Source organism: Desulfovibrio oxyclinae DSM 11498 (assembly GCF_000375485.1).
GTDB lineage: Bacteria > Desulfobacterota > Desulfovibrionia > Desulfovibrionales > Desulfovibrionaceae > Pseudodesulfovibrio > Pseudodesulfovibrio oxyclinae.
In genome coordinates this window covers 203167-224144 of sequence record NZ_AQXE01000005.1, presented here as the reverse complement: position 1 = coordinate 224144, position 20978 = coordinate 203167, and the positions used below count along the sequence as shown (strand labels likewise).

Annotated in this window: 15 protein-coding genes; 5 read left to right on the top strand and 10 right to left on the bottom strand. The window is 59.5% G+C overall.

The genetic code is table 11. From position 1 onward, the window contains the following. Positions 1-438 precede the first annotated feature (438 nt). From B149_RS0107445 to aprB, 6 genes are all read right to left on the bottom strand, one after another. Positions 439-1080 (bottom strand): hypothetical protein, encoded by a 642-nt coding sequence (locus B149_RS0107445; RefSeq protein ID WP_018124560.1) that lies wholly within the window; start codon positions 1078-1080, stop codon positions 439-441. A gap of 52 nt (positions 1081-1132) precedes the next feature. Then, positions 1133-2404 carry a quinone-interacting membrane-bound oxidoreductase complex subunit QmoC gene (qmoC, locus tag B149_RS0107440; RefSeq protein ID WP_018124559.1) on the bottom strand — a complete coding sequence of 424 codons (1272 nt, stop codon included), beginning with the start codon at positions 2402-2404 and terminating at the stop codon, positions 1133-1135. 12 nt (positions 2405-2416) lie between these two features. Further along, the gene (locus tag B149_RS0107435; RefSeq protein ID WP_026167504.1) at positions 2417-4684 is read right to left on the bottom strand and encodes a hydrogenase iron-sulfur subunit; all 2268 of its coding nucleotides are present in this window, start codon (positions 4682-4684) and stop codon (positions 2417-2419) included. 3 nt (positions 4685-4687) lie between these two features. After that, positions 4688-5935 (bottom strand): CoB--CoM heterodisulfide reductase iron-sulfur subunit A family protein, encoded by a 1248-nt coding sequence (locus tag B149_RS0107430; RefSeq protein WP_018124557.1) that lies wholly within the window; start codon positions 5933-5935, stop codon positions 4688-4690. A gap of 163 nt (positions 5936-6098) precedes the next feature. After that, complete coding sequence (aprA, locus tag B149_RS0107425) at positions 6099-8093, bottom strand: adenylyl-sulfate reductase subunit alpha (RefSeq protein ID WP_018124556.1); 1995 nt, start codon at positions 8091-8093, stop codon at positions 6099-6101. Positions 8094-8163: 70 nt separating this feature from the next. Beyond that, positions 8164-8658 (bottom strand): adenylyl-sulfate reductase subunit beta, encoded by a 495-nt coding sequence (gene aprB, locus B149_RS0107420; protein WP_018124555.1) that lies wholly within the window; start codon positions 8656-8658, stop codon positions 8164-8166. Between the two features lie 606 nt (positions 8659-9264). Between aprB and sat the strand changes: the two genes are divergently transcribed. The 5 genes from sat to B149_RS0107395 all read left to right on the top strand — a co-directional run bounded on the left by sat (position 9265) and on the right by B149_RS0107395 (position 16563). Beyond that, positions 9265-10545: a sulfate adenylyltransferase gene (gene sat, locus B149_RS0107415; RefSeq protein WP_018124554.1), complete on the top strand. Its 1281-nt coding sequence runs from the start codon at positions 9265-9267 to the stop codon at positions 10543-10545. Positions 10546-10823: 278 nt separating this feature from the next. Beyond that, positions 10824-12413: a chorismate mutase gene (locus B149_RS0107410; protein ID WP_018124553.1), complete on the top strand. Its 1590-nt coding sequence runs from the start codon at positions 10824-10826 to the stop codon at positions 12411-12413. Continuing rightward, positions 12382-12687 (top strand): hypothetical protein, encoded by a 306-nt coding sequence (locus tag B149_RS0107405; RefSeq protein ID WP_018124552.1) that lies wholly within the window; start codon positions 12382-12384, stop codon positions 12685-12687. Before B149_RS0107410 ends, B149_RS0107405 begins: the two co-directional genes overlap by 32 nt. A gap of 27 nt (positions 12688-12714) precedes the next feature. After that, a complete protein-coding gene (locus B149_RS0107400; RefSeq protein ID WP_018124551.1) occupies positions 12715-14637 on the top strand; it encodes an aconitate hydratase in 1923 nt (640 codons plus the stop codon). Positions 14638-14664: 27 nt separating this feature from the next. Beyond that, a complete protein-coding gene (locus B149_RS0107395; RefSeq protein WP_018124550.1) occupies positions 14665-16563 on the top strand; it encodes a SurA N-terminal domain-containing protein in 1899 nt (632 codons plus the stop codon). Between the two features lie 434 nt (positions 16564-16997). Here B149_RS0107395 and B149_RS0107390 read toward each other — a convergent pair whose 3' ends face one another. Genes B149_RS0107390 through B149_RS0107375 form a run of 4 tightly spaced genes read right to left on the bottom strand, consistent with a single transcriptional unit; the run spans position 16998 to position 20978 of the window. Continuing rightward, on the bottom strand, positions 16998-17462 hold the full coding sequence (locus B149_RS0107390) for a cyclic nucleotide-binding domain-containing protein (protein WP_169332909.1): 465 nt from the start codon (positions 17460-17462) through the stop codon (positions 16998-17000). A 36-nt stretch (positions 17463-17498) separates the two neighbouring features. Beyond that, entirely contained in the window at positions 17499-19262 is a 1764-nt protein-coding gene (locus B149_RS0107385) for a Na(+)/H(+) antiporter subunit D (protein ID WP_083909175.1), read from the bottom strand. Further along, positions 19255-19506: a hypothetical protein gene (locus tag B149_RS0107380; RefSeq protein WP_018124547.1), complete on the bottom strand. Its 252-nt coding sequence runs from the start codon at positions 19504-19506 to the stop codon at positions 19255-19257. The genes B149_RS0107385 and B149_RS0107380 overlap by 8 nt, the downstream gene beginning before the upstream one ends. Positions 19507-19514: 8 nt before the next feature. Then, entirely contained in the window at positions 19515-20978 is a 1464-nt protein-coding gene (locus tag B149_RS0107375; RefSeq protein ID WP_018124546.1) for a monovalent cation/H+ antiporter subunit D family protein, read from the bottom strand.

Sequence of the window (20978 nt, the reverse complement as noted above, 5' to 3'; positions counted from 1 at the left end):
CAGTCGCCGCTCTCTGCGAGAGGGGCTATGAAGCGACCACTGCTGCGGATAAGACCTCGCACGGAGCTGCATGACCAGTCAAAAGAGCCTCTATGTATTGATCTGCATTACCGAGGAACTTGGTTGGCGTGAGTGAGTTATGTGTCGGGAGTTCTGAGAGGAAGTCCGTGCGCTGAAATAATCCCGCGTGACTGAACTCAGCTACAGAAGTCCGTCAGCCAAGACCTACAGACCCCCATATCCCGTCAGCGGGGTTGCAGCTTGGACGCGGGGCGTGCTGACCGCATGCCCCAGCAGCTGCAACACCGCTGACAAGCCAGGGATTCCAAAGGGGGCCCGCCCCTTTGGTCCCCCCGAAGGGGACTGCATAAGAAAAGCCCCCCGGCGAACCGGAGGGCTTTGTACTATACAGTGGGAACCGAGGTGGTGGAGCTGAGTCTACCAGTCGGAGTCGGCAAAGGGGTTGGAGCCAAAGCCAAAGTCGGCTTCGGGTTCCCCGCCGGTGTCGGGAGAGTCGCCGGGAGCGGCGGCTGCACCTTCGGCGCCAGCGGCGCCTGCGACGACAACGCCTTCCTTCTTGACCTTTTCCACTTCAGCCATGAGTTCGTTGAGCTTTTTGATGTGCTCGTCGATCTTGGTGTTGGAGGCCACGATCTTCTTCTCACCAGCGGCGGAGAAGTCTTCGAAGGTCTTGACCTTGGCTTTCAGGGTCTTGACGTCGGTCTCGGCGGATTCCTTGGCGGAAGCGAGATCGGAGTTTTCAGCCTTGAGCTTGGCGTTTTCGGCCTTCATGCCGTTGAGCATGTCGAAAACGGCCACAACCTGAGAGTTGTCAGCGATCGGAGCGATCTTGACCTGGTTGCCCAGCTTGGAGATGTCGCCTTCGGCGTACTTGGTCAGACCGGGTTCGGCTTCGTAGATGGCTGCCTTGGCAAGGGACTGGGCGACGGAACCGAAGTCGGCGTCGATTTCGTCCAGGCCGAGGATGAAGGCCATCATGTCAAGCTGCTCCTGGTCGGCAGACTGGCCGCGAAGGACGGACACGAACGTGTTCATCGGGAAAACCTTTGCTTCGGACATTTGTATTCCTCCTACAGAATAAGCTGTCTCTTTATATTATTCCCATGCGCCCTTACTTCGCGGCACCCATGGGGATACGACCGATCTTCTTGGCATAGCTCAGCGCAACGGTGCGGTACACCAGGTGACCCAGCTTGGTCCACGGCAGGTAGGCGATCATCATGAAGACCGCGATCAGGTGGACGTAGTAGGTCGGGTAGGCGAGGTACTGGATGCCGAGCAGGCGAAGCACTTCGCAGGCGATACCGGTAAGCGCGATGATCCAGATCACATAGAGCAGGAACCAGTCGTAAAAGCTGGAGCCCTGTTTCTGCGGATCAAGGTTCTTGCGGCGCTTGGTGAGCTGCCACAGACCGTAGACCATCAGGACCGCGCCGATATTGGCGAGTACCTTGATGACGCTGTCCTGCGGGAGCGGCGTGGCTCCAAGGCGGGCCAGCAGATCCACAGGACCGCCGTGCAGGCCGAGGACGCTCTCGAAGAACCAACCGCCAACCCAGTGACCGGTGGCAATGGTGCCGGTAACGAAGAGCAGGATGATGAAGGCGAACATCAGCATACGGTGGCCGGTGGCGCGCTTCTTGTCCTTTTCGTCGTCGCCGCAGTCGTTGAACTGGGTGTGGTTGAAGATCTCGTACTTGAGCGTATCGATGAAGGCTTCAAGCATACCGGGCTTCTTCACCCCGGTGAGGTCGAAGACGCGCGGCTGTGAATCAAAGCCTTTGATGAGCTTCTGGATGCCCATGTAGAAGCAGACCACCATGAACGCGAAGGCCGCGCCGAAGATGGGGTCGATGAAGTAGTCGCCGGGGAACAGGCCGCCGTAAACGATCTGTCCGTCCTTGGCCAGTTGCCAGGCGCCGTGACCTTCGGCCGCTTCGAACAGCGGGAAGGCGGTGCCGAACTTGGCTGCCTGCATGGACCAGATCAGCAGATAGATGACGGCCGGGACCAGCGCCAGCATTAGGGCGCCGCCCATGTTGGACATCAGTTTGCCGATGAATCCGAACGGGGCCAGGCTGCGGTAGGCCATATTCCTGAGAGCGGCCAGCAGGTCGCCGGGCTTGGCGCCGCGTGGACAGAGGTCGGAACAGGTGCCGCAGTTGTGGCAGAGCCAGATATCGATATCGTTGACCAGGCGGTCCTTGAGACCCCACTGAGCCCAGACCATTTCCTTGCGGGGGTACGGGCTGTCGGCCGGGGAAAGCGGACAAACGACGCTGCAGGTCGCGCACTGGTAGCACTTCTTGAGGGAATCCCCTCCAACGGTCTGCAGTTCCTTGACGAACTTGAGATCCGGTTGAACCCTAACGGTGTTCGACATGATCCGTACCTCCTAGTAACCCTTGAACGGGTTCGGTCCGAAGTTTTTGGTGATGGAGTCGACGAATTCCTCGATCAGGTCGGGGACCGTGTCGTAATCGTCGATCGCAACCTCGTACTGCTCCACGCGCTCGGGTTCGACGCCCAGGCGGCCAAGGGATTCGGCGATGTTTTCCTTGCGGCGGCTGCAGAGCTCGGAGCCCTTCATGAAGTGACACTGGTAGTCGTCACCGTATTTGCAGCCAAGCATCATCACGCCGTCAACACCCTTACTCATGGCGTCGGCGACCCAGATGGCGTTCACGGAGCCGAGGCAGCGCACCGGAATGAAACGAACGAACGGGTTCCAGGTGCGGCCGCGGATGGCAGCCATGTCGAGCGCAGGGTAGGCGTCGTTTTCACAGGCAAGGACGAGAATGCGGGGTCCGCCTTCGTCGATCTTGTCCGGAACGCGCACTTCCTTGATGGCGGTACCGATCTGGTCGATGTTGTAGTTGTCGAAGCTGATGACGCGTTCCGGGCAAGCACCCATGCAGGTACCGCAGCGGCGGCAACGGGTCGGGTTCGGCTTCGGGGTTCCCTTTTCATCGTCGTCCAGCGCGCCGAACGGGCATTCTTCGGTGCAACGCTTACACTGCGTGCAGCGAGTGAAGTTGAACACCGGGTAGCTCAGGTCTCCGGAGCGCGGGTGCACCGCTACGCCGCGGTTGGCGGAGGAGATGCACTGCACGGCCTTGAGCACGGCGCCCGCCGCATCTTCGCGGCAGAGTCCGAGGCCCATGGGCTGGCGGACACAACCCGCAGCGTACACGCCGGTGCGGCGGGTCTCGTACGGGAAGCAGATGTAGTTGGAGTCGGCGAATCCGTCGAACAGTTCCAGATCGGGGAAAGCCGGACCCTGGCGGTAGACCAGGTTGATGGTCGGGTCATGCGCGGTGGTCGGAACCAGCGCGGTGGGCAGAACCACCATGTCCACGGCGAACTCGACACTCTGGCCGAGGAGCGTGTTCTTGGCGGCGACCACGACCTTGCCGCCCTCTTCCTTCACGGAGGTGACGGAAGCCTTGGAAAGCATTACGGCCGGGTTGTCCTGAGCTGCCTTGTAGTACTGCTCGTTGATGCCCGGGACCATCATGTGGTCGTAGAGAATGTATCCGATGCCGCCCGCGTCGGCCACGTAGTTGGCCTGCTTGAGGGCGACCAGGGAGGTCAGTTCGGAGCTGTATGCGAGGTGACGGGCAGACTCCTTGTCTTCGTAGACAAAGACTTCGCATTCCTCGTCTTCACCCTCGCCTTCAGCAGCGGCTTCTTCGGTATCGGTGTCGCAGGGAAGCGGTTCGACCGGTTCGCAGGTCTCGCCCTTCACGTAATCGACGCGTTCCACCAGCTTGCCGGGATCGCAGACAAAGGCAACGGACTCGGGAATCTTTTCACCCTTCTTGACCATTTCTTCGAACTGCGCGCTGGTGACGATCTTGGAAGATTCGCCGTATCCCAGCGGCTTGAGGTAATTGGCATCGCCCGGAACCCAACCGGTGGCCAGAACCACGGAACCGATGGGCAGGGTCTCGCCGGCAACAGTCACGTCGTACAGACCCGGAGCACCTTCGATGTTCTCGACGGTGGCACCGGTGATGACGCGAATCTTGTCGTTACCCTTCACCTCGGAGATGAGCGCTTCAAGTCCCACTTCCTGCGTCTGGTCATACGGGTATGCCAGCGGGAAGGACTTGGAGAAGTTGCGGGCCTTGCCGCCGAGCTCGGCTTCCTTTTCCACCAGAACCACGTCGTATCCCATGCCCGTGGCGTAAAGCGCCGCGTTCAGGCCGGTGAAACCGCCGCCCATGACCAGAATGGTCTTGTTGCAGTCGGGGACTTCGGGGTCCGGGTTGTTGCTCTTGGAGGCCTTGGCGATGCCCATGTGAACGTAGTCGCGGGCGATTTCCTGCAGCTGGCCGGGGTTGGCCTTGTCCTCACGGAAGGACCAGACGGCCTGTTCGCGCAGGTTCACGCGCTCGCACTGGGTTTTGCCAAACTCGAAAACGTCCCACTTGACGCGGGGGGAACAGGCGCAGACAACCACGCCGCCCAGCTCGTTTTCCTTGATGTCGGCTTCGATTTCCGCCTTGGCTTCAGGGCTGCAAAGAACCTTGTTGGTCTTCACCACCGGGCAGATGGAAGAGTATTTGCCCTTGCCCACAAGCTCAGCCATGGCGGCGACGTCGAGATCCTTCCCGATGTCGCATCCTTCACAGATATATACACCAAGCTTATCAGCCATCATTTACCTCCCAACAACGGTTTGGATAGCCTTCAGAGCGGCACTGGTGCCGGACTGGGCAGACTTCATAACGTCAAGCGGCTGCTTGGCGCATCCGGCGGCCACGAAACCCTTGTCATCGCCGCCGACGACGAAGCCTTCCTCGTCCACCTGGGCGCCGATCTGGATCTGCTGGCCGGCGGTGCTGGGCTGCATGCCGGTGGCGAGCACGACCATGTCGAACTTCTCGTCGCTCTTGATGCCGCTGACGGCGTCTTCGACGGTGACCACCGGGTTCTTGCCGGTGTCTTCGCAAATATTGGCGACCTTGCCCTTCACGAGGGAGAGCTTGGGATCGTCACAGGTCATGGCCTTGAACTTGTCGTAGCGGCCCGGGGTGCGCAGGTCGATGTAGTAGATCACGATGACCGCGTCCGGGTACTGTTCGCGCAGGTAGCGCACGTGCTTCAGCGAAGCCATGCAGCAGATGTAGGAACAGTAGTTCAAATGATTCTGATCACGGGAACCGGCGCACTGAACAAAGGCGATGCGCTGGGGCTCGGCCTTGTCGGACGGGCGGACAATCTTGCCTTCTGTGGGACCGTTGGCAGCGGCCAAACGCTCGAACTGCATGTTGGTGACCACGTTGGGCAGCTTGCCGCCACCGAGGGTCTCCAGCTTTTCGGCTTCGTAGGGCTTCCAGCCGGTGGCCCATACAACGGAACCGACCTGCAGGTCGAAAAGCTTTTCGGCGTCTTCGGTCTCGACGGCTTCATAAGGACATGCCTTGGCGATGGCCTTGAGCTCGGCGGGATCGATTTTGTCGCCTTCCACCACGTACTGCATGGGGAACATGAACGGATGGGTCTTGTAAGCGGCTTTGCGTTTGCTCAGGCCCAGCTCGAATTCGTTTTCAAACTTGGTCCAGGAGGCCTTTTCACATTCGCCGCAAGCGGTACACCGGCCGTTGACGTAACGGGGGCGCTGCTTGATCTTCACGTCATAGCTGCCCGGGCCGCCGGAGACGGAGACCACTTCGGCCATGGTGTAGAATTTCACATTGGGGTTGTTCTTGATGCGCTGGAACTGGATTTCCAGCCCGCAGGAAGGAGGACACTGCTTGGGGAAATATTTATTCAGTTGTGCCACCCTTCCACCGAGGTATGGGTTGGTTTCTATGATGTAAACCTCGTGCCCGACCTCTGCGGCCTCGAGGGCGGCGGTGATCCCGGCGAATCCTCCGCCTACTACGAGAATACTGTTGTTCGACATTCTCACACTCCTCCCTAATGATGTTGAGGCACAGCCAACAAAATGGCCTAAATCCGGCCTGGATCATCCGCATGTGTTCCAATCCGGATTCAGACCATTTTGCCGAAGGTCTGAGAAAGAAAGCGGCCGCAGGCCGGAGCCTGCGGCCGCTGGGGATCATTACTTAGTCAGCAACAATCTGGATGTAGGGCTTCTTGAACACGGTGGTATCTCCGGTTTCCGGATCATACTTGGAGTTCACGAAGCACTTCCACTTGGAGTCGTCGAGACCCATGAAGTCGCCGCGGTAGTAGAAGCCCGGGTAGCGGGATTCTTCGCGGAACTCGATGTGCTGCATGTGCAGGCGGACAGTCCACAGGCGGTGGAACTGCTCCCAGCAGCGCATCAGTTCGTGCAGGTCGCGAGCGGCCATTTTCTTGGAGTCTTCTTCGAGCATGCCGAGCAGCCAGAAGCCGGTGTTCAGCAGAGCCTTGGAAGTCATGTAGAGGGTAGCAACACCACCACCGTATTCATCGGTGCACTTGATGAGGCGCATCATGAAGTTCTTCGGGGTGATGTAGTTCGGGTTCACCACCGGGTCGGTGGAGATGTCCTTACCCTCGAGGTAGGTGTAGTACGGCTGGTAGATCTCTTTGGCGAGGTCGGCAGCGTTTTCCTTCGGAGTGGGCTTGAAGTCCTTGTGGTCAACAACCCAGCGGACCATCTGCTTACCGACGATGCGGCCTTCAGCGTGGGAACCGGAGGAGAACTTGTGACCGGAGGCGCCAACACCGTCAGCACAGGTCCAGAGGCCGTTGACGGAGGTCATGCGGTTGTAGACCTTACCGTTGTCAGCCTTGATCTTGTACTCTTCGGGGACCCAGTCTTCATCCGGACCGGAAACCCAGATACCGCAGCAACCGGAGTGGGAGCCGAGGAGGTAGGGTTCAGTCGGCATGATTTCGGAGCCGCGGTCTTCCGGAGCGCAGTTGGTGGCGGCCCAGAGGTTGGCCTGGCCGACGCACATGTCGAGGAAGTCTTCCCAGGCTTCGGACTCGAGGTGCTTCCACTCGGGGCTGGTCAGGTCGTTGTTGACCGTGTTCAGCAGCGCAGTCTTGGTGTCCATGTAGATCGGACCACGACCTTCGCGCATTTCGCGAAGCATCATGTGGTTACGCAGGCAGGTCGGGATGATGTGACCCTTGGCGTAGCCGCGATCTTCGTAGGGCTTGAGCATGGCGCGGTTGGTTTCGCAGTAGTCTTCGCCCTTGTAGTTGGTGGCTTTCGCCTTGAAGAGCAGGAACCAAGCGCCGACCGGTCCGTAACCGTCCTTGAAGCGGGCGGGGACGAAGCGGTTTTCCATCATGGTCATTTCGCCGCCAACCTGAGCCACCATGGTGTAGGTGGAGCCGGCGTTCCAGACGGGGTACCAAGCGCGACCCATACCCTCACCGGTGGAGCGGGGGCGGTACACGTTAACGGCACCACCGCAGGCAACGACAGCAGCGTTGCAGCGGAAGTAGTAGACCTTGTTTTCACGGGTGGAGAAGCCGACTGCACCGGCGATGCGGTTGGGCTCGTTGGCGTCCAGCAGCATCTTAACGATGAAGATGCGCTCCATGTAACGGTCTTCGCCCAGTGCGTTCTTGGCAGCTTCTGCCACGATGCACTTGTAGGACTCACCGTTGATCATCATCTGCCAGCGACCGGAACGGACCGGGGAGTCGCCGTTGCGCAGGGCCAGGCCTTCAGCCTTAGCCTTGGCGCCGTCGAGGTTCTTGCCGTCCTTCTTGATCCAGCAGGGCAGGCCCCACTCTTCAAAGAGATGGACGGAGTCGTCGACGTGACGGCCGAGGTCGAAAATGAGGTCGTCGCGAACGATGTGCATGAGGTCGGTGCGGACCATGCGGACGTAGTCGTCGACTTCGTTTTCACCGATGTAGGTGTTGATTGCGGACAGACCCTGAGCCACGGCGCCGGAGCGCTCGAGGGAGGCCTTGTCGAGCAGCATCATGGAGATGGACGGATCAACCTTTTCAATCCAGCGAGCGGCTTCGAAAGCCACGCCGCAGTTACCCATGCCGCCGCCGACGAGCAGAAGATCGACGTCCTGCTCGATGACTTCCGGCTCGGCGAGTTCGATACCTTTGGGAGCTTCGTTGATGGGAAGCAGAGCCATGTTATCCTCCTGAGAGTAAAACTCTAAAATAGTTCAGCTAAAGAGCCTTCCGGCTCGTTATCAGAACGTCCTATTCTTCGAATTCGCCAGCCTTCCACACACGGGAGGCGTCAGCGTCGGAGACCTCAAACTTCTTGTTCACAACTTCCTTCGGAGTAGCGAGCTCGCTCTCGGTGAACAGGAGTTCGTTTTCGAGGTCGCCCGGCTCGGGCTTACCTTCGAAGGGCTTGATGGAGCCTTCAGGGGTGGTACGGATGGGGAACTTGAAGCGCTTCACGGAACCATTGCGGAATTTGATGGTCCACATGATGTCTTCAGCGGAACGCATGGGGATGGAGGTTCCGCCCATCGGGGCAAAGTCAGCGTAGGGGCGGGCTTCGATAGCGCCCTGGGGGCAAATTTTGACGCAGGAGTAACATTCCCAGCAAGCCTCAGGTTCCTGGTTGTAAGCCTTCATGGCTTCGGGGTCCAGGATCATGAGATCATTGGGGCAAATGTACATGCAAGCGGTCTTTTCGCCACCCTTGCAGCCGTCACATTTTTCCGGGTTTACAAAGGTCGGCATAACTTCTCCTCCTAAAGGGTTTGTTTGATGCCTATTACCGACGTCCTCTAAACAAAAATCTTCGCCAACACACTTAAATAGCGTGTGGAAATTGACGAGTAGCAAGCCCGGTTCTTGATGTCAACGAGAAAGTGAATTTTTGAACAAGCAAGACACCGGATGCCATCCGCCACGCCCCAAAAGGCGCCCTTTGCCCCACTCCGGAAACACAAAAAGTAAACCGAAAGCGGCGCGAAAGAGATTCCCATGACAATCACTCAGGGTTATTAGTTCATGAGAGACTTCTTTTGCAACCAATTTTTTGTTAGCTGATGAAAACCACTCCAAACACACTTAAACCATCGAAATATTTAACAGGCGCGCAAGCGCTGGCAGTGACAACTTTCTAGAGTTTCTTTCCACTTTCTCTACCTGCGTTACAGCTAATTCAATAACTATATGTGCTGGCGAATTCGGTTCCAAATTAGAGCTTGACACGACTTTCACAAAGAGCAATAAGGACCTTTCCGAACGCTAGGAACGGCATTATCCGGCAATTGATCCGGAAATCCGGATCCATGTTGCGACGGTTATAGGATCTGTCCATTAAATTATCAGGAGGCTAACATGTCCAAACTGGTTCCCCCTCATGGTGGTAAAGGTCTCGTCTGCTGCCTGCTCGAAGGCTCCGAGCGCGACGCTGAACTCAAGAAGGCCGAAGGCCTGAAGAAGATCGAAATTTCCGCCCGTGCCAAGGGCGACCTCATCATGATGGGTATCGGCGGTTTCTCCCCGCTGAACGGCTTCATGACCAAGGCCGACTGGAAGGGCGTCTGCGAAAAGTTCCTGCTGGAAGACGGCACCTTCTGGCCCGTTCCGGTGACCCTCGACACCAACGATGAAGACGTCAAAGAAGGCGACGAAATCGCACTGGTGCAGGACGGCCACGTCTACGCCACCATGCAGATCACCGAAAAGTTCGAAATGACCGAGGCTAACAAGAAGTGGGAAGCCGAAATGGTCTACATGGGCAAGGGTGAAGACTCTGTCGATGGCAACTTCTGGAAGCTGGCCGAAGACGAGCACATCGGCGTCAAGATGGTCATGGCTCAGGGCAAGTACAACCTGGCCGGCCCGGTCAAGGTCCTGTCCGAAGGCGACTACGCCGACCGTTTCCCCGGTGTCTACCTGACCCCGACCCAGATCCGCGAAGAAATGGAAAAGCGCGGCTGGTCCAACGTTGCCGCTCTGCAGCTGCGTAACCCGATGCACCGCTCCCACGAATTCCTGGCCAAGATCGCCGTGGAAGTTTGTGACGGCGTGGTCATTCACTCCCTGATCGGCAACCTGAAGCCGGGCGACATTCCGGGAGACGTGCGCATCGAGTGCATCCAGGCTCTCATCGACAACTACTTCGTGCCCGAGAACGTGATCAACGCCGGTTACCCGCTCGACATGCGCTACGCCGGCCCCCGCGAAGCTCTGCTGCACGCCACCTTCCGCCAGAACTACGGCATCAACAACATGCTGATCGGCCGTGACCACGCTGGTGTTGGCGACTTCTACGGTCTGTTCGAAGCTCAGGAAATCTTCGATCGCATCCCGTACCAGAACGAAGAGTGCCCCGAGCCGGGCAAGGCTCTGCTCTGCCAGCCGATGAAGATCGACTGGACCTTCTACTGCTACAAGTGCGACGGCATGGCTTCCATGCGCACCTGCCCGCACACCAAGGAAGACCGCGTCATCCTGTCCGGTACCAAGCTGCGCAAGGCTCTCTCCGAGGGCGGCGACATCCCGGATCACTTCGGCCGTGAAGAAGTTCTCGAAATCCTCCGCGATTACTACGAGAACCTGACCGAAAAGGTCGAAGTGAAGATGCAGAAGGCCGCTTCCGGCGCCGACATGTAAGCTCCCGCTTACCACTGCATATTCAAGGGGAGCGGCCTGTGCCGCTCCCCTTTTTCTTTAGAGTCTTTCGCCTTGTGAAATTTTTCCCTGCCTCCATTGCGAGGCCAGCACTTTTCTCAGCTTAGATTGCGCAAATGCCGTTTTTCACAATCCCCTCTCATCCCCCTTGCGCGGACACCTGCAAACCGGGGCTTGCCCGCTGGACGTTTTCGGGCTAATGACATTCGTTCCTGCGAAAGCGGGAGCTACATTACAATATAGAGGAAGACGGTAAGACAATGTCCGACAAGAATTTCGATGAATCTGCCGACTGGCAGCCGAAGCCGAGTACCCGCTTCAAACAGATTTCCGAGATCGACTCCAAGATCCTCGGACTTTTGGAAAAACGCAGCTATTTGCTGCGAAAGGAAGGCGCCTGGCGCCGCTCCAAACAGAAATCCCAGATAGATCCCAAGCTGGAGAAGGAACTCCGACGCGCGTGGGAAGAGGCCGGAGAAGGCCTTGGTCTTGATCCGCGCCTTTCCAGACAGCTTTTTACCCTCGCCAACCAGTTCGCTCAGTCCTCCACGGGCGGCGACAAGACCGGCTACAAGCTTGCTCCCCGGCGCGAACCCGCCGAGGCAGAAGTTCTGGGACCGCGCTCCCTGCGCTCCACCCGCCTGTGGATGGCCATGGCCGCCGCATCCGGGCAGCCCTGCAAACTCCCTGACGCCCTGCTCAACGCTCCCAACAAAGACCTCGCCAAAGGCCTCAAGCAGGCTGGCGCCGCCGTGTCCTGGGACGAAAACGGATTCATTTTCGGTTCGGCCGATCCGCTTGAATTCGAAAACGCCATGCTGTTCGCTGGTGACGATCCGCTCAATTTCTATCTGCTTCTCTTCATGGCGCTTGGCGGTATGGGACGCTGCAAGTTCACCGGGCAGGCTACCCTCCAGCTGCTGGAAGTGCAGAAGCTCAACCGCTTCCTCCCCCAGCTCGGCGCGCGCGTGGTCCCCATGAACCCGAACAACCCGGGTCTGCCCTGCCGCCTCGAATCCGGCGGGGTCATGGAAGAGGAGATCGAGCTGCCCAAAGACGTGGACCCGGACCTTGTCGCCGCGCTCATTCTTTCCGCATGGACCTATCCCGGTGGACTGACCGTGTCCGGTCTTTCCGAGCACGCCATGGAAGCGGGCGAACAGGCCGCTGTCGTGCTCGAAGCTTGCGGCATCGAAGTCAGCCGCATCAAGAAGGGTTTTGCAATCTCCGACGGCATTCCGGAACTTCCGGAAGCTCCCGACCTGCCTCTGGACACCGTGCTGACCCCGTATCTGCTGGCTATTCCGGCTTTCAGCGGTGGCGAGGTACTGGTCAAAGGCTCATGGCCCGAATCCGCACAGGGCGTGCTGGACGACCTGTCCGCCCTCGGTGTTCAGGTGGAGATTCAGGACAACGCCCTCAAGGCATCTTCCACGGGAATGCCCGCCTACCCGCGCATCACCATCGGCGAACGCGCCGGCCTGTATCCGCTGGCGCTGGCCCTTGGCGTCCGCGCCCGCAAGGCTGTCATCGAAGGCAAGCCGCCGCAGGACGCATCCGATGTTCTGGATCACATGAACGCCACCTACGAGGCAGGCGAGGAATCCATCAGCATCAGCAACGTGGGCGAATGGGAAGGCACCTTCGGAAGCCCCGCCCCCGAATGGTCCCTTGGTCTGGCCCTTGCGGCCTGGACCTGTCCCGCGATCATGCTTTCCAACCACAGCGAGCTCACCGCATGGTGGCCGCAGTTCTGGAACTTCTACAACACCCTTCCCACGGGCATAATGAAGCCCAAGCCCAAGAAGGAGGTCAAGGATGTCAAACGCCGCAGAATCCGCATCGGATAATCCGCAGCTTTCCGACGACGTGAACGTTCTTGAGGCGGAAGCGGCAAAATTCACGCACCTCATCACCGAGTGCGAGAAGCGCATCCGCGAGCTCATGGAATCCGAAGACCCCAAGAACGGGGTCTTCCATCACGCCGAAATCCATCAGCTCCAGCAGGACAAGCTCCGCTACGACGTGGAAGTGAAATTCCGTCGAAACAAGATCAACCGGCTCGACAACGGCATGGATGAGAGCCAGGTTTCGGAAGGCGTCAAGAACGGTTTCCTTTTCTAACGACACTTCAACATGCAGGAGAGGACAATGGGGAAGAACATCACCCGGAAGATCATAGAGCGGCACCTCAAAAGCGGCTCCATGGAACCCGGCGCCGAAATAGGTCTCGAAATCGATCAGACCCTGACACAGGACGCCACCGGCACCATGGCCTATCTGCAGTTCGAGGCCATCGGCCTCGACCGCGTGAAGACCGAACTCTCGGTGAGCTACGTCGATCACAACACGCTGCAAATGGGCTTTCGCAACCCTGACGACCACCGGTACCTGCGTACGGTCGCCCAGCGTTACGGCGTGATCTTCTCCCCTCCCGGCACCGGCATCTGCCATCAGCTGCACCTTGAGAACTTCGCACGGCCCGGCCGCACGCTTATCGGCTCCGACTCCCACACCCCCACCGCGGGCGGCATCGGCAGTCTGGCCATGGGCGCCGGCGGTCTTTCTGTGGCGCTGGCCATGGCTGGCGAACCCTACGCCATCTCCATGCCCAAAGTGGTCAAGGTCAACCTTACCGGCAAGCTCACCGGCTGGGCAGCCGCCAAGGATGTTATCCTGCACCTGCTCGGCAAGCTCACCGTCAAAGGCGGCGTAGGCAAGGTCTTTGAATACGCCGGTCCCGGCGTGGAAAGCCTCTCTGTCCCCGAACGCGCCTGCATCACCAACATGGGCGCGGAACTCGGCGCCACCACATCCATCTTCCCCAGTGACGAACGCACACGCGACTTCCTGAGCAAGATGGGCCGTGAAGACGACTGGGAAGAATTGCTCCCGGACGCCGATGCCGAGTACGACAAGGTGATCGACATCGACCTTTCCGCGCTGGAACCGCTTGTGGCGCAGCCGCACATGCCGGACCTCGTGGTGCCGGTCCGCGAACTGGCCGGACTCAAGATCGACCAGTGCGCCATCGGCTCCTGCACCAACAGTTCCTATTCCGACCTGAAAACCACCGCTCTGGTGCTCGACGGCAAACGCATCCCCGCGTCCACCGACGTGCTGATCTCCCCGGGCTCCAAACAGGTGGTCAAGATGCTCGCGGCCGAGAACCTCATCGAACCCATGCTCGACGCGGGCGCCCGGATGCTCGAATGCACCTGCGGTCCGTGCATCGGCATGGGCGGCTCTCCGGTCAGCGCCGGAGTGAGCGTGCGAACCTTCAACCGCAACTTCGAAGGCCGCAGCGGCACGCAGGATGCGCAGATTTACCTCGCTTCCGCCGAGACCGCGGCGCGTCTCGCGCTTGAGGGACAGTTCACCGACCCAGCCACCTGGGGCGAACGTCCCGAACGCATCGAACTGCCGGACGAGGTGCCCAGCATCCGCCATCTGTTCGTATTCCCGCCCGAAAACGGCGACGGCGTCGAAATCCTGCGCGGTCCCAACATTGTTCCGCTGGAGAAATTCGACAAATTGCCCGTGACAATCGAGGCGCAGGTGGCGCTCAAGGTCGGCGACAACATCACCACCGACCACATCCTGCCCGCAGGTCCGCAGATTACCGCTCTTCGCTCCAACATCCCGGCCATCAGCGAACACATCTTCGGCCGCGTGGACGAGGAGTTTGTCGGCCGCATTCGCGGCATGGATCAGGGCGTGGTGCTCGGCGGCGAAAACTACGGACAGGGCTCCAGCCGCGAACATGCGGCATTGGCCCCCCGCCATCTGGGCGTGCGTGCGGTCGTGGTCAAGTCGCTTGCCCGCATCCATCGCGCCAACCTGGTCAACTTCGGCATTCTGCCCCTGCTGCTTGTGAATCCCGAGGATTACGACGCGGTGGCTCAGGGTGACGGTCTGACCATTCCCGCATCCGAAATCACCCCCGGCGGCACCGTTACCATGCGTACCGGCTCCGGCAAGTCCGTGGAAGTCACGAATGATTTGACTGCGAACGAACTGGAGATTATCAAGTCAGGTGGCCTGCTGAATGCGGTCCGCAGCCGCCAATCCTAACCGAGAACGAGGAAATCTGGAGTTTCAATGCTCGACATAATGCGCCAGAACGCTTCGAGCTGGATCGTGAAGATCCTTTTCGGAGTCATCATTGTAGTCTTCGTATTCGCCTTCGGCATGAGCAGCCTCGACGATCGCGGCGATCCGATTCTCGCCTACGTGGACGAGGAGCCCATCCCCCGCAAGGAATTCGAGGAAGCCTACGCACGCACCACCGAGGCGCTTCGCAGTTCGCGGCCCGACATTACCGCCGAACAGCTCGCCAGCCCCGCCGTCAAGCAGATGGTGTTCAACGAGCTGGTCACGCGCATCCTCCTGCTTGAGGAAGCCAAGAAGCTCGGCATCACCGCCACGGACAAGGAAGTCGCTCAGGGCATCGCCTCCGTCCCCGCCTTCTGGGGACCGAACCGCCAGTTCGACCGAGAGGTGTACAAGCGAACTCTTCAAGCACAGCGTATGACGCCCTCCGGATTTGAAAAAGACTTCCGGACCAGCATCATTGCACGAAAGCTTCGTCAGAACGTCGCCGCCACCGCCGAGGCCACCCCTTCGCAGGCTCGCCAGATTTACAACTGGGTCCGCGAAACCGCCACTCTGCGCTACATCCCCTTCAGCATTGAAGCCTACAAGGACGATGTCGTGGTGACGGACGAGGACATCAAGGCCTACTACGAGGAGAACGCCGAGCGCTTCACGCGGCCCGAGATGTCCACTTTCGAAATGATCGCCTTCACCCCTTCTGCGCTGGCTCCCTTCCAGGAAGTCTCCGACGAAGAGGCGAAGCAGTTCTATGAAGCCACTCCGGGTGAATTTACCCAGCCCGAAGAAGCCAAGGCGCGGCACATTCTCATTCACACGGATGAGAACGCGTCCGAGGCTGAAATTCGTACGGCTTACGAAAAAGCCATGGACGTTTACAATCAGCTCCAGTCCGGTGAGAACTTCGCCCAGCTGGCTATGCAGTACTCCGAAGGTCCCTCCGCCTCTCAGGGCGGCGAGCTCGGCTGGTTCCCGCGCGGCGTGATGGCCCCGGCCTTTGAAGAGGCTGCTTTTGCTCTCGACAAGGGCGAGATCTCCAAACCGGTCAAAACGTCCTACGGCTGGCACATCATCCAGCTTCAGGACCGCAAGGAATCCAACAAACTGCCCTTTGACGAAGTGAAAGGGCGCATCAAGACCACGCTGGCGCAGGACAAGGCTTCCGACCAGATATCCGATCTGCTCGACCAGGCCATGGACCGCCTCGTTTCCGGTATGCCCATTGATGAAATCGCCCGGGAACTCGGCATCCTCGCCAACACCACTCAGCCCATGGCCAAGAACACCGCCGTGCAGTACCTCGGCATGACCCCCGAAGCTTCCGAAATCCTGTTCGGTCTGGCTCCGGAGGATTCGCTGAAGACGCCTCTGGCGGTGAAGGACGGCTACATCCTGGCCCGCAAGATCGAAGACATCGAACCGCAGCCGATTCCGCTGGAAAAGGTCCGCGAACGCATCGTCAACGAACTCAAGGCCAAGGGTGCCGAAGAGCTGGCCCGCAAGGAAGCCGAAAAGGCCCTTGATAACCTCACCGGCGACAATGCGGCCAAGGCTGCTCAGCGCCTTGAGGACCTCATGCAGGTCTCCGAGCCCTTTGACCGCCGCGGGCCGGTGCCATCCATCGGCGGCTCCGCAGAGCTGGTGCAGGCCGCGTTCAATGCCGAGGCAGGAGAATGGCTGCCCAAGGTATTCCGCATCAAGGACGGCTACATCGTGGCCGCCCAGGAAAAGCTGATCCCCGCACCGGACGCCGAGTGGAACGAGAACAAGACCCACTGGGTAGACACCGCTTCCCAGAAGTACGGCGACGAAGCCTTCCAGGCTTTCATCAACCAGCTCCGTCAGGACAGCAACATCGAGCTTGTCCGTCCCGACCTGCTGAACTAGTCGCCCCGCTCCATCAGATGACAAGGCCCGCCTTTCGAGGCGGGCCTTTTTTTATTCAAATCAACAGACTCTCAACACGCTTTCACTTACGCGGGCATCTTGTCGCCCCCTGTCCTTTCAAAGACCTGCTCTGCAACTTCACACTGCATGTAGCTCGTATTGTGCGGTCTGCAACGCCATTCTCGTTGTCTTCCGACCTATCTCCCTCAGACTGACCTCGTCAGGACTCTCAAAGGCTAAAACGCGTCCCCATGATATCTTCCTTAGCCCACATACAGGAGAAGCTCTGAGCGCGAACTCGCTCCATTGATGCCTCACATTGCGAACGCAAACGGGCCCCGCCACGTTGAACGTGACGGGGCCCGCATGGATGCCCGAAGGAAGCTCCGCCAGGGTATCCCGAGCGGAGCAGTCCTGTCGCAGCGTTTATGGCACTATTTACTGACTGCTTCGTCCTCAAGCGAAGGGTGTGTCTCGATGACTTTCACCAGCTGGTCGGTGCGAAGGTCAAGGCGGTCCTTGGCGAGGCTCCACAGGTTCCAGAGCAACGGCAGCCCCTTGCAGCCGTCTGCCTCGATAATGCCGCGCAGGGTTTCGCCGTCCACCACTTCCACCACGCAGCGCTCGGCGCAGACGATGGTATGCTGGCGCACGCTGTCCTCCTCAAGAGCGGACCAGCCAAAGCAGTACCCGCTCTTGAGCGCTCCCAGATTGATCTGGAAGCCCTGTTCGGACTCGACCTGAAGCAGCGCCTTGCCCTCGTTCATGAGGTAGACCTTTTCGGCCTTCTCGCCCTTTTCGTAGATTATTTCGTTCTTCTTGAACGTCACCTCGGTCACGGCACTTTTCACTTTGTCCACGATGTCCTGAGAGACGTTGTTGAATATATTGAATCGCATATGCTGCAAGCTTCCCATGGTGAAACCTCCTTGGAATTAGATACACAGGGCCAGCACGACGGCCAGTCCGAGGATGATCGTGAGCAGGACTCCGCCTATGGGCAGTGTCCCGAGGTCGAGATCCTGTTCAATGCTCTTCTGCCGGATCGGGAACGAGCGGTTTTCCTCGCTCGGGGTCTCGGAGGAGAACATCTCCACGAGGTACATCCCGGCAACCGGCAGCCGTCTGGCGCCGCGCTCAAAGCCCTGAACCGCACGACCGACCATTGCGGCGCAGGCGGTGTTCAGGCCGTTCATGACGCGGTCTGTGGCCCTGTAGAAGAGCTTGCCGCCCACACGGTAGAACCAGTCCACTTCCAATGCGATGGTGTCGGTGCGCTTGAGCAGCGGCAGCAGCAGGAAGAAGGCCAGAGCCGAGAAGGTGAGCAGCTGCAACTGCGCCACGACCTTGCCCGCCTTGTACACGGTGAAGTCGCCCATTTCGTAAGGCAGAATCGAGTACAGCGGATCGGGGTAGACGCCGAGGAAGATGCACAGGAACGCCAGTCCGCCCATGGCCCAGAGCATGTTCGCGGGCGCTTCGGGCGGCCGCAGTCCCTTGTCCTTGGCGAAGAACACGAAGTACGGGAACTTGATGCCCGCGTGCAGGAATACGCCCGCGGAGGCTATTTCGAGGATCATCAGGACCCATGTCAGGTGCTGGTCACCCGCGGCCATGATGATGAGGGATTTACTGGTGAAGCCGCTGGTGCCGGGTACGCCGGATATCGCCAACGCGCCGATGAGTCCGAGCAGCAATGTCCACGGCATGGTTTTGTACAGCCCGCCGAGGTCGGTGCATTTGCTCCTGCCCACCATGGCCAGCACCGCACCTGCGGACATCCACAGAAGCGACTTGTAGATGATGTGGCAGAAGGCGTGCGCCGCGGCCCCGTTGATCGCCATGGCGGTACCGATGCCCGCGCCGGTGATCATGAAGCCGACCTGGTTGGTGATGGAGTACGCCAGAATCCGGCGCATGTCGTTTTCAAGCAGGGCGTAGATGATTCCGTACACCGCCATGAAGCAACCGACCACGATGAGGATTTCCCATCCCGGGAAGCCGCGCAGCAGCACGTAGACCGCCGTCTTGGTGGTGTAAGCGGAGAGCACCACGCCGCCCACGACGGTTGCCGCGGGGTACGAGTCCGAGAGCCAGCTGGAGAACGGGAACGCCGAAGCGTTGACCAGTACGCCGACCAGAATGAACCAGCTGCTGATCATGTCCGGAGAGAAGGTCGTGAACACGGTGGAGCCAGTGGTCTGGATGTGCATGATCACGCCCAGCAGCATGCAGAGCCCGCCGAAGAGGTGGATCAATACATAACGGAAACCGGCGCCGTAGGCCTCCGGGGTCTGCCGGGCCAGAATCAGGAACGTGGAGGCCACGGCCATGATTTCCCAGAACACATAAAGCGTTATCAGGTCGCCCGCGAAGACGGCCCCAAGGGCCGAGCCTATGTAGAACAGCGCCGCCAGCTGCTGGCGCACGTCCGTAAGCCGCAGGGCGAACACGAAGGCGATCGTCGCATTGATGGTGAAGACGTAGCCGAACACCTTGTTCAGCTTGTCGATGTTCATGAATACGAGATCAAGTCCCATGAACGATGCCGACAGACTGTATCCCGGTTCCAGGCTGTAAACGCAGAACACGGCGAGTGCGCCGGCCGCCAGCAGCATGTAGTTTCTCCATCTTCCGAGGAAGACAGGAATCAACACGGCTGCGGCAAAGAGTACAAATGCCGGATGCAAGTTAGTCATCATAGTAGTCCGTCGGTTTTTTGAGTATGAATCCGAGGCCCTTGGCCACCACGATCAGCACGACGCAGGATACGAAGCCGAACAGGCCGTTGAACCCGAAGAAGGTGTCGAAGCCGAAATGCGGCTTGGGCGACGCCACGAACTGCAAAGCCAGAACGCCCACGCAACAACCCCACAGAAGGTACCAGAGGCCGCGCTTGGTCTTTGGCTTGTCGAAGAAGTCGAATTCCTTTCGCTTGCTCATTGCGCCTCCTAATTAGCGGCCATCTGGGCCAGGTTGAAGAACACGTCGGGCCAGAAGAACAGGGCCATGGAGATTCCCGCGGTTACCAGCAGAGGAATCACGCATGCCAGCGGCGCTTCGCGGACCGGTCCGGCGTGGACGGCCTGACCTTCGGGGCAGAACCAGGCCCTGTAGACGATGGGCAGGAAGTACGCCGCGTTGAGCAGCGAACTGACGACCAGCGCCCCGGCGAGAATCCACTGTCCGGAGTCGAGGCAGCCGTTGAGCAGCATCCACTTGCTGAGGAACCCGCCGGTGGGCGGAATGCCGATGATGGACAGCGAGCCGATGAAGAACGCGGCCATGGTCCACGGCATGCGTCTGCCGATGCCGGTCATGCGGCTGATGTATTTCTCGCCGGTGGCCACGTAGATGGCGCCCGCGCAGAAGAACAGCGTGATCTTGCCGAAAGCGTGCATGGCCACATGCATCATTCCGCCGGTGAGTCCGGCGGCGTTCATGAGGCCCGCGCCGAGGGCGATGTACGAGAGCTGCCCGATGGTGGAATAGGCCAGACGGCGTTTCAGCCCGTCCTGACTCAGCGCCACGAGCGAAGCCACGATCATGGTCGTGGCGGCCACTCCCGTCAGCAGGTCGTTCACCCCGATGGCCATGAGTGTCTCGACGCCGAACACGTCCATGACAACCCTGAGCAGGCAGAAGGCGCCGACCTTGACGACCGCCACCGCGTGCAGCAGAGAGCTGACCGGGGTGGGTGCCACCATTGCGGCGGGCAGCCATGCGTGCATGGGCATGAGCGCGGCCTTGGCGAATCCGAAGATCATCAGGCCGAACAGCACCGCGATGGTGGTGGGCGAGGCCGAAGCCAGCGCCACGCCGCCTGCGGTGAAGTCGAGGGTGCCGGTCAGGTGGTACAGGACCACCATGGCCGGGAGCACCATACCGATGGACGAGCCGACGATGAGGCCGAGATACTTGCGTCCTGCCTTGCGACTGTCGTCATCCTGATGATGCGTGACCAGCGGGTATGTCGAGAACGAGAGCAGCTCGTAGAACATGTACATGGTCAGCAGGTTGGCGGAGAACGCCACGCCGATGGTACTGAACAGGGCTGCGGCAAAGTAGGTGTAGAAACGGGTCTGGGCGTGTTCCTGGCTCGCCCGCATGTATCCTATGGAATATGCGGACGTGATGATCCAGAGCGTGGAGGCCACGATTGCGAACAGCATCCCGAGGCCATCGACCCTAAAGGCCAGCGGCGCATTGGGAAGCACCTCCGCCAGAACCAGAGTATAGGTTTTTCCGTCCAGCACCGACGGCGCCATGCTGAGCACAAGGCCCATGAGCAGCAGCGCCGCGGCAAAGCTCCACGCCTCACGAATGTTGGGCGTGCGGGCGGATAATATTCCGGGTATGGCCGTCAGCGGTGCGGCGACGGCAAGCAATGGTTGTATGGAAAGAATGCCTGACAT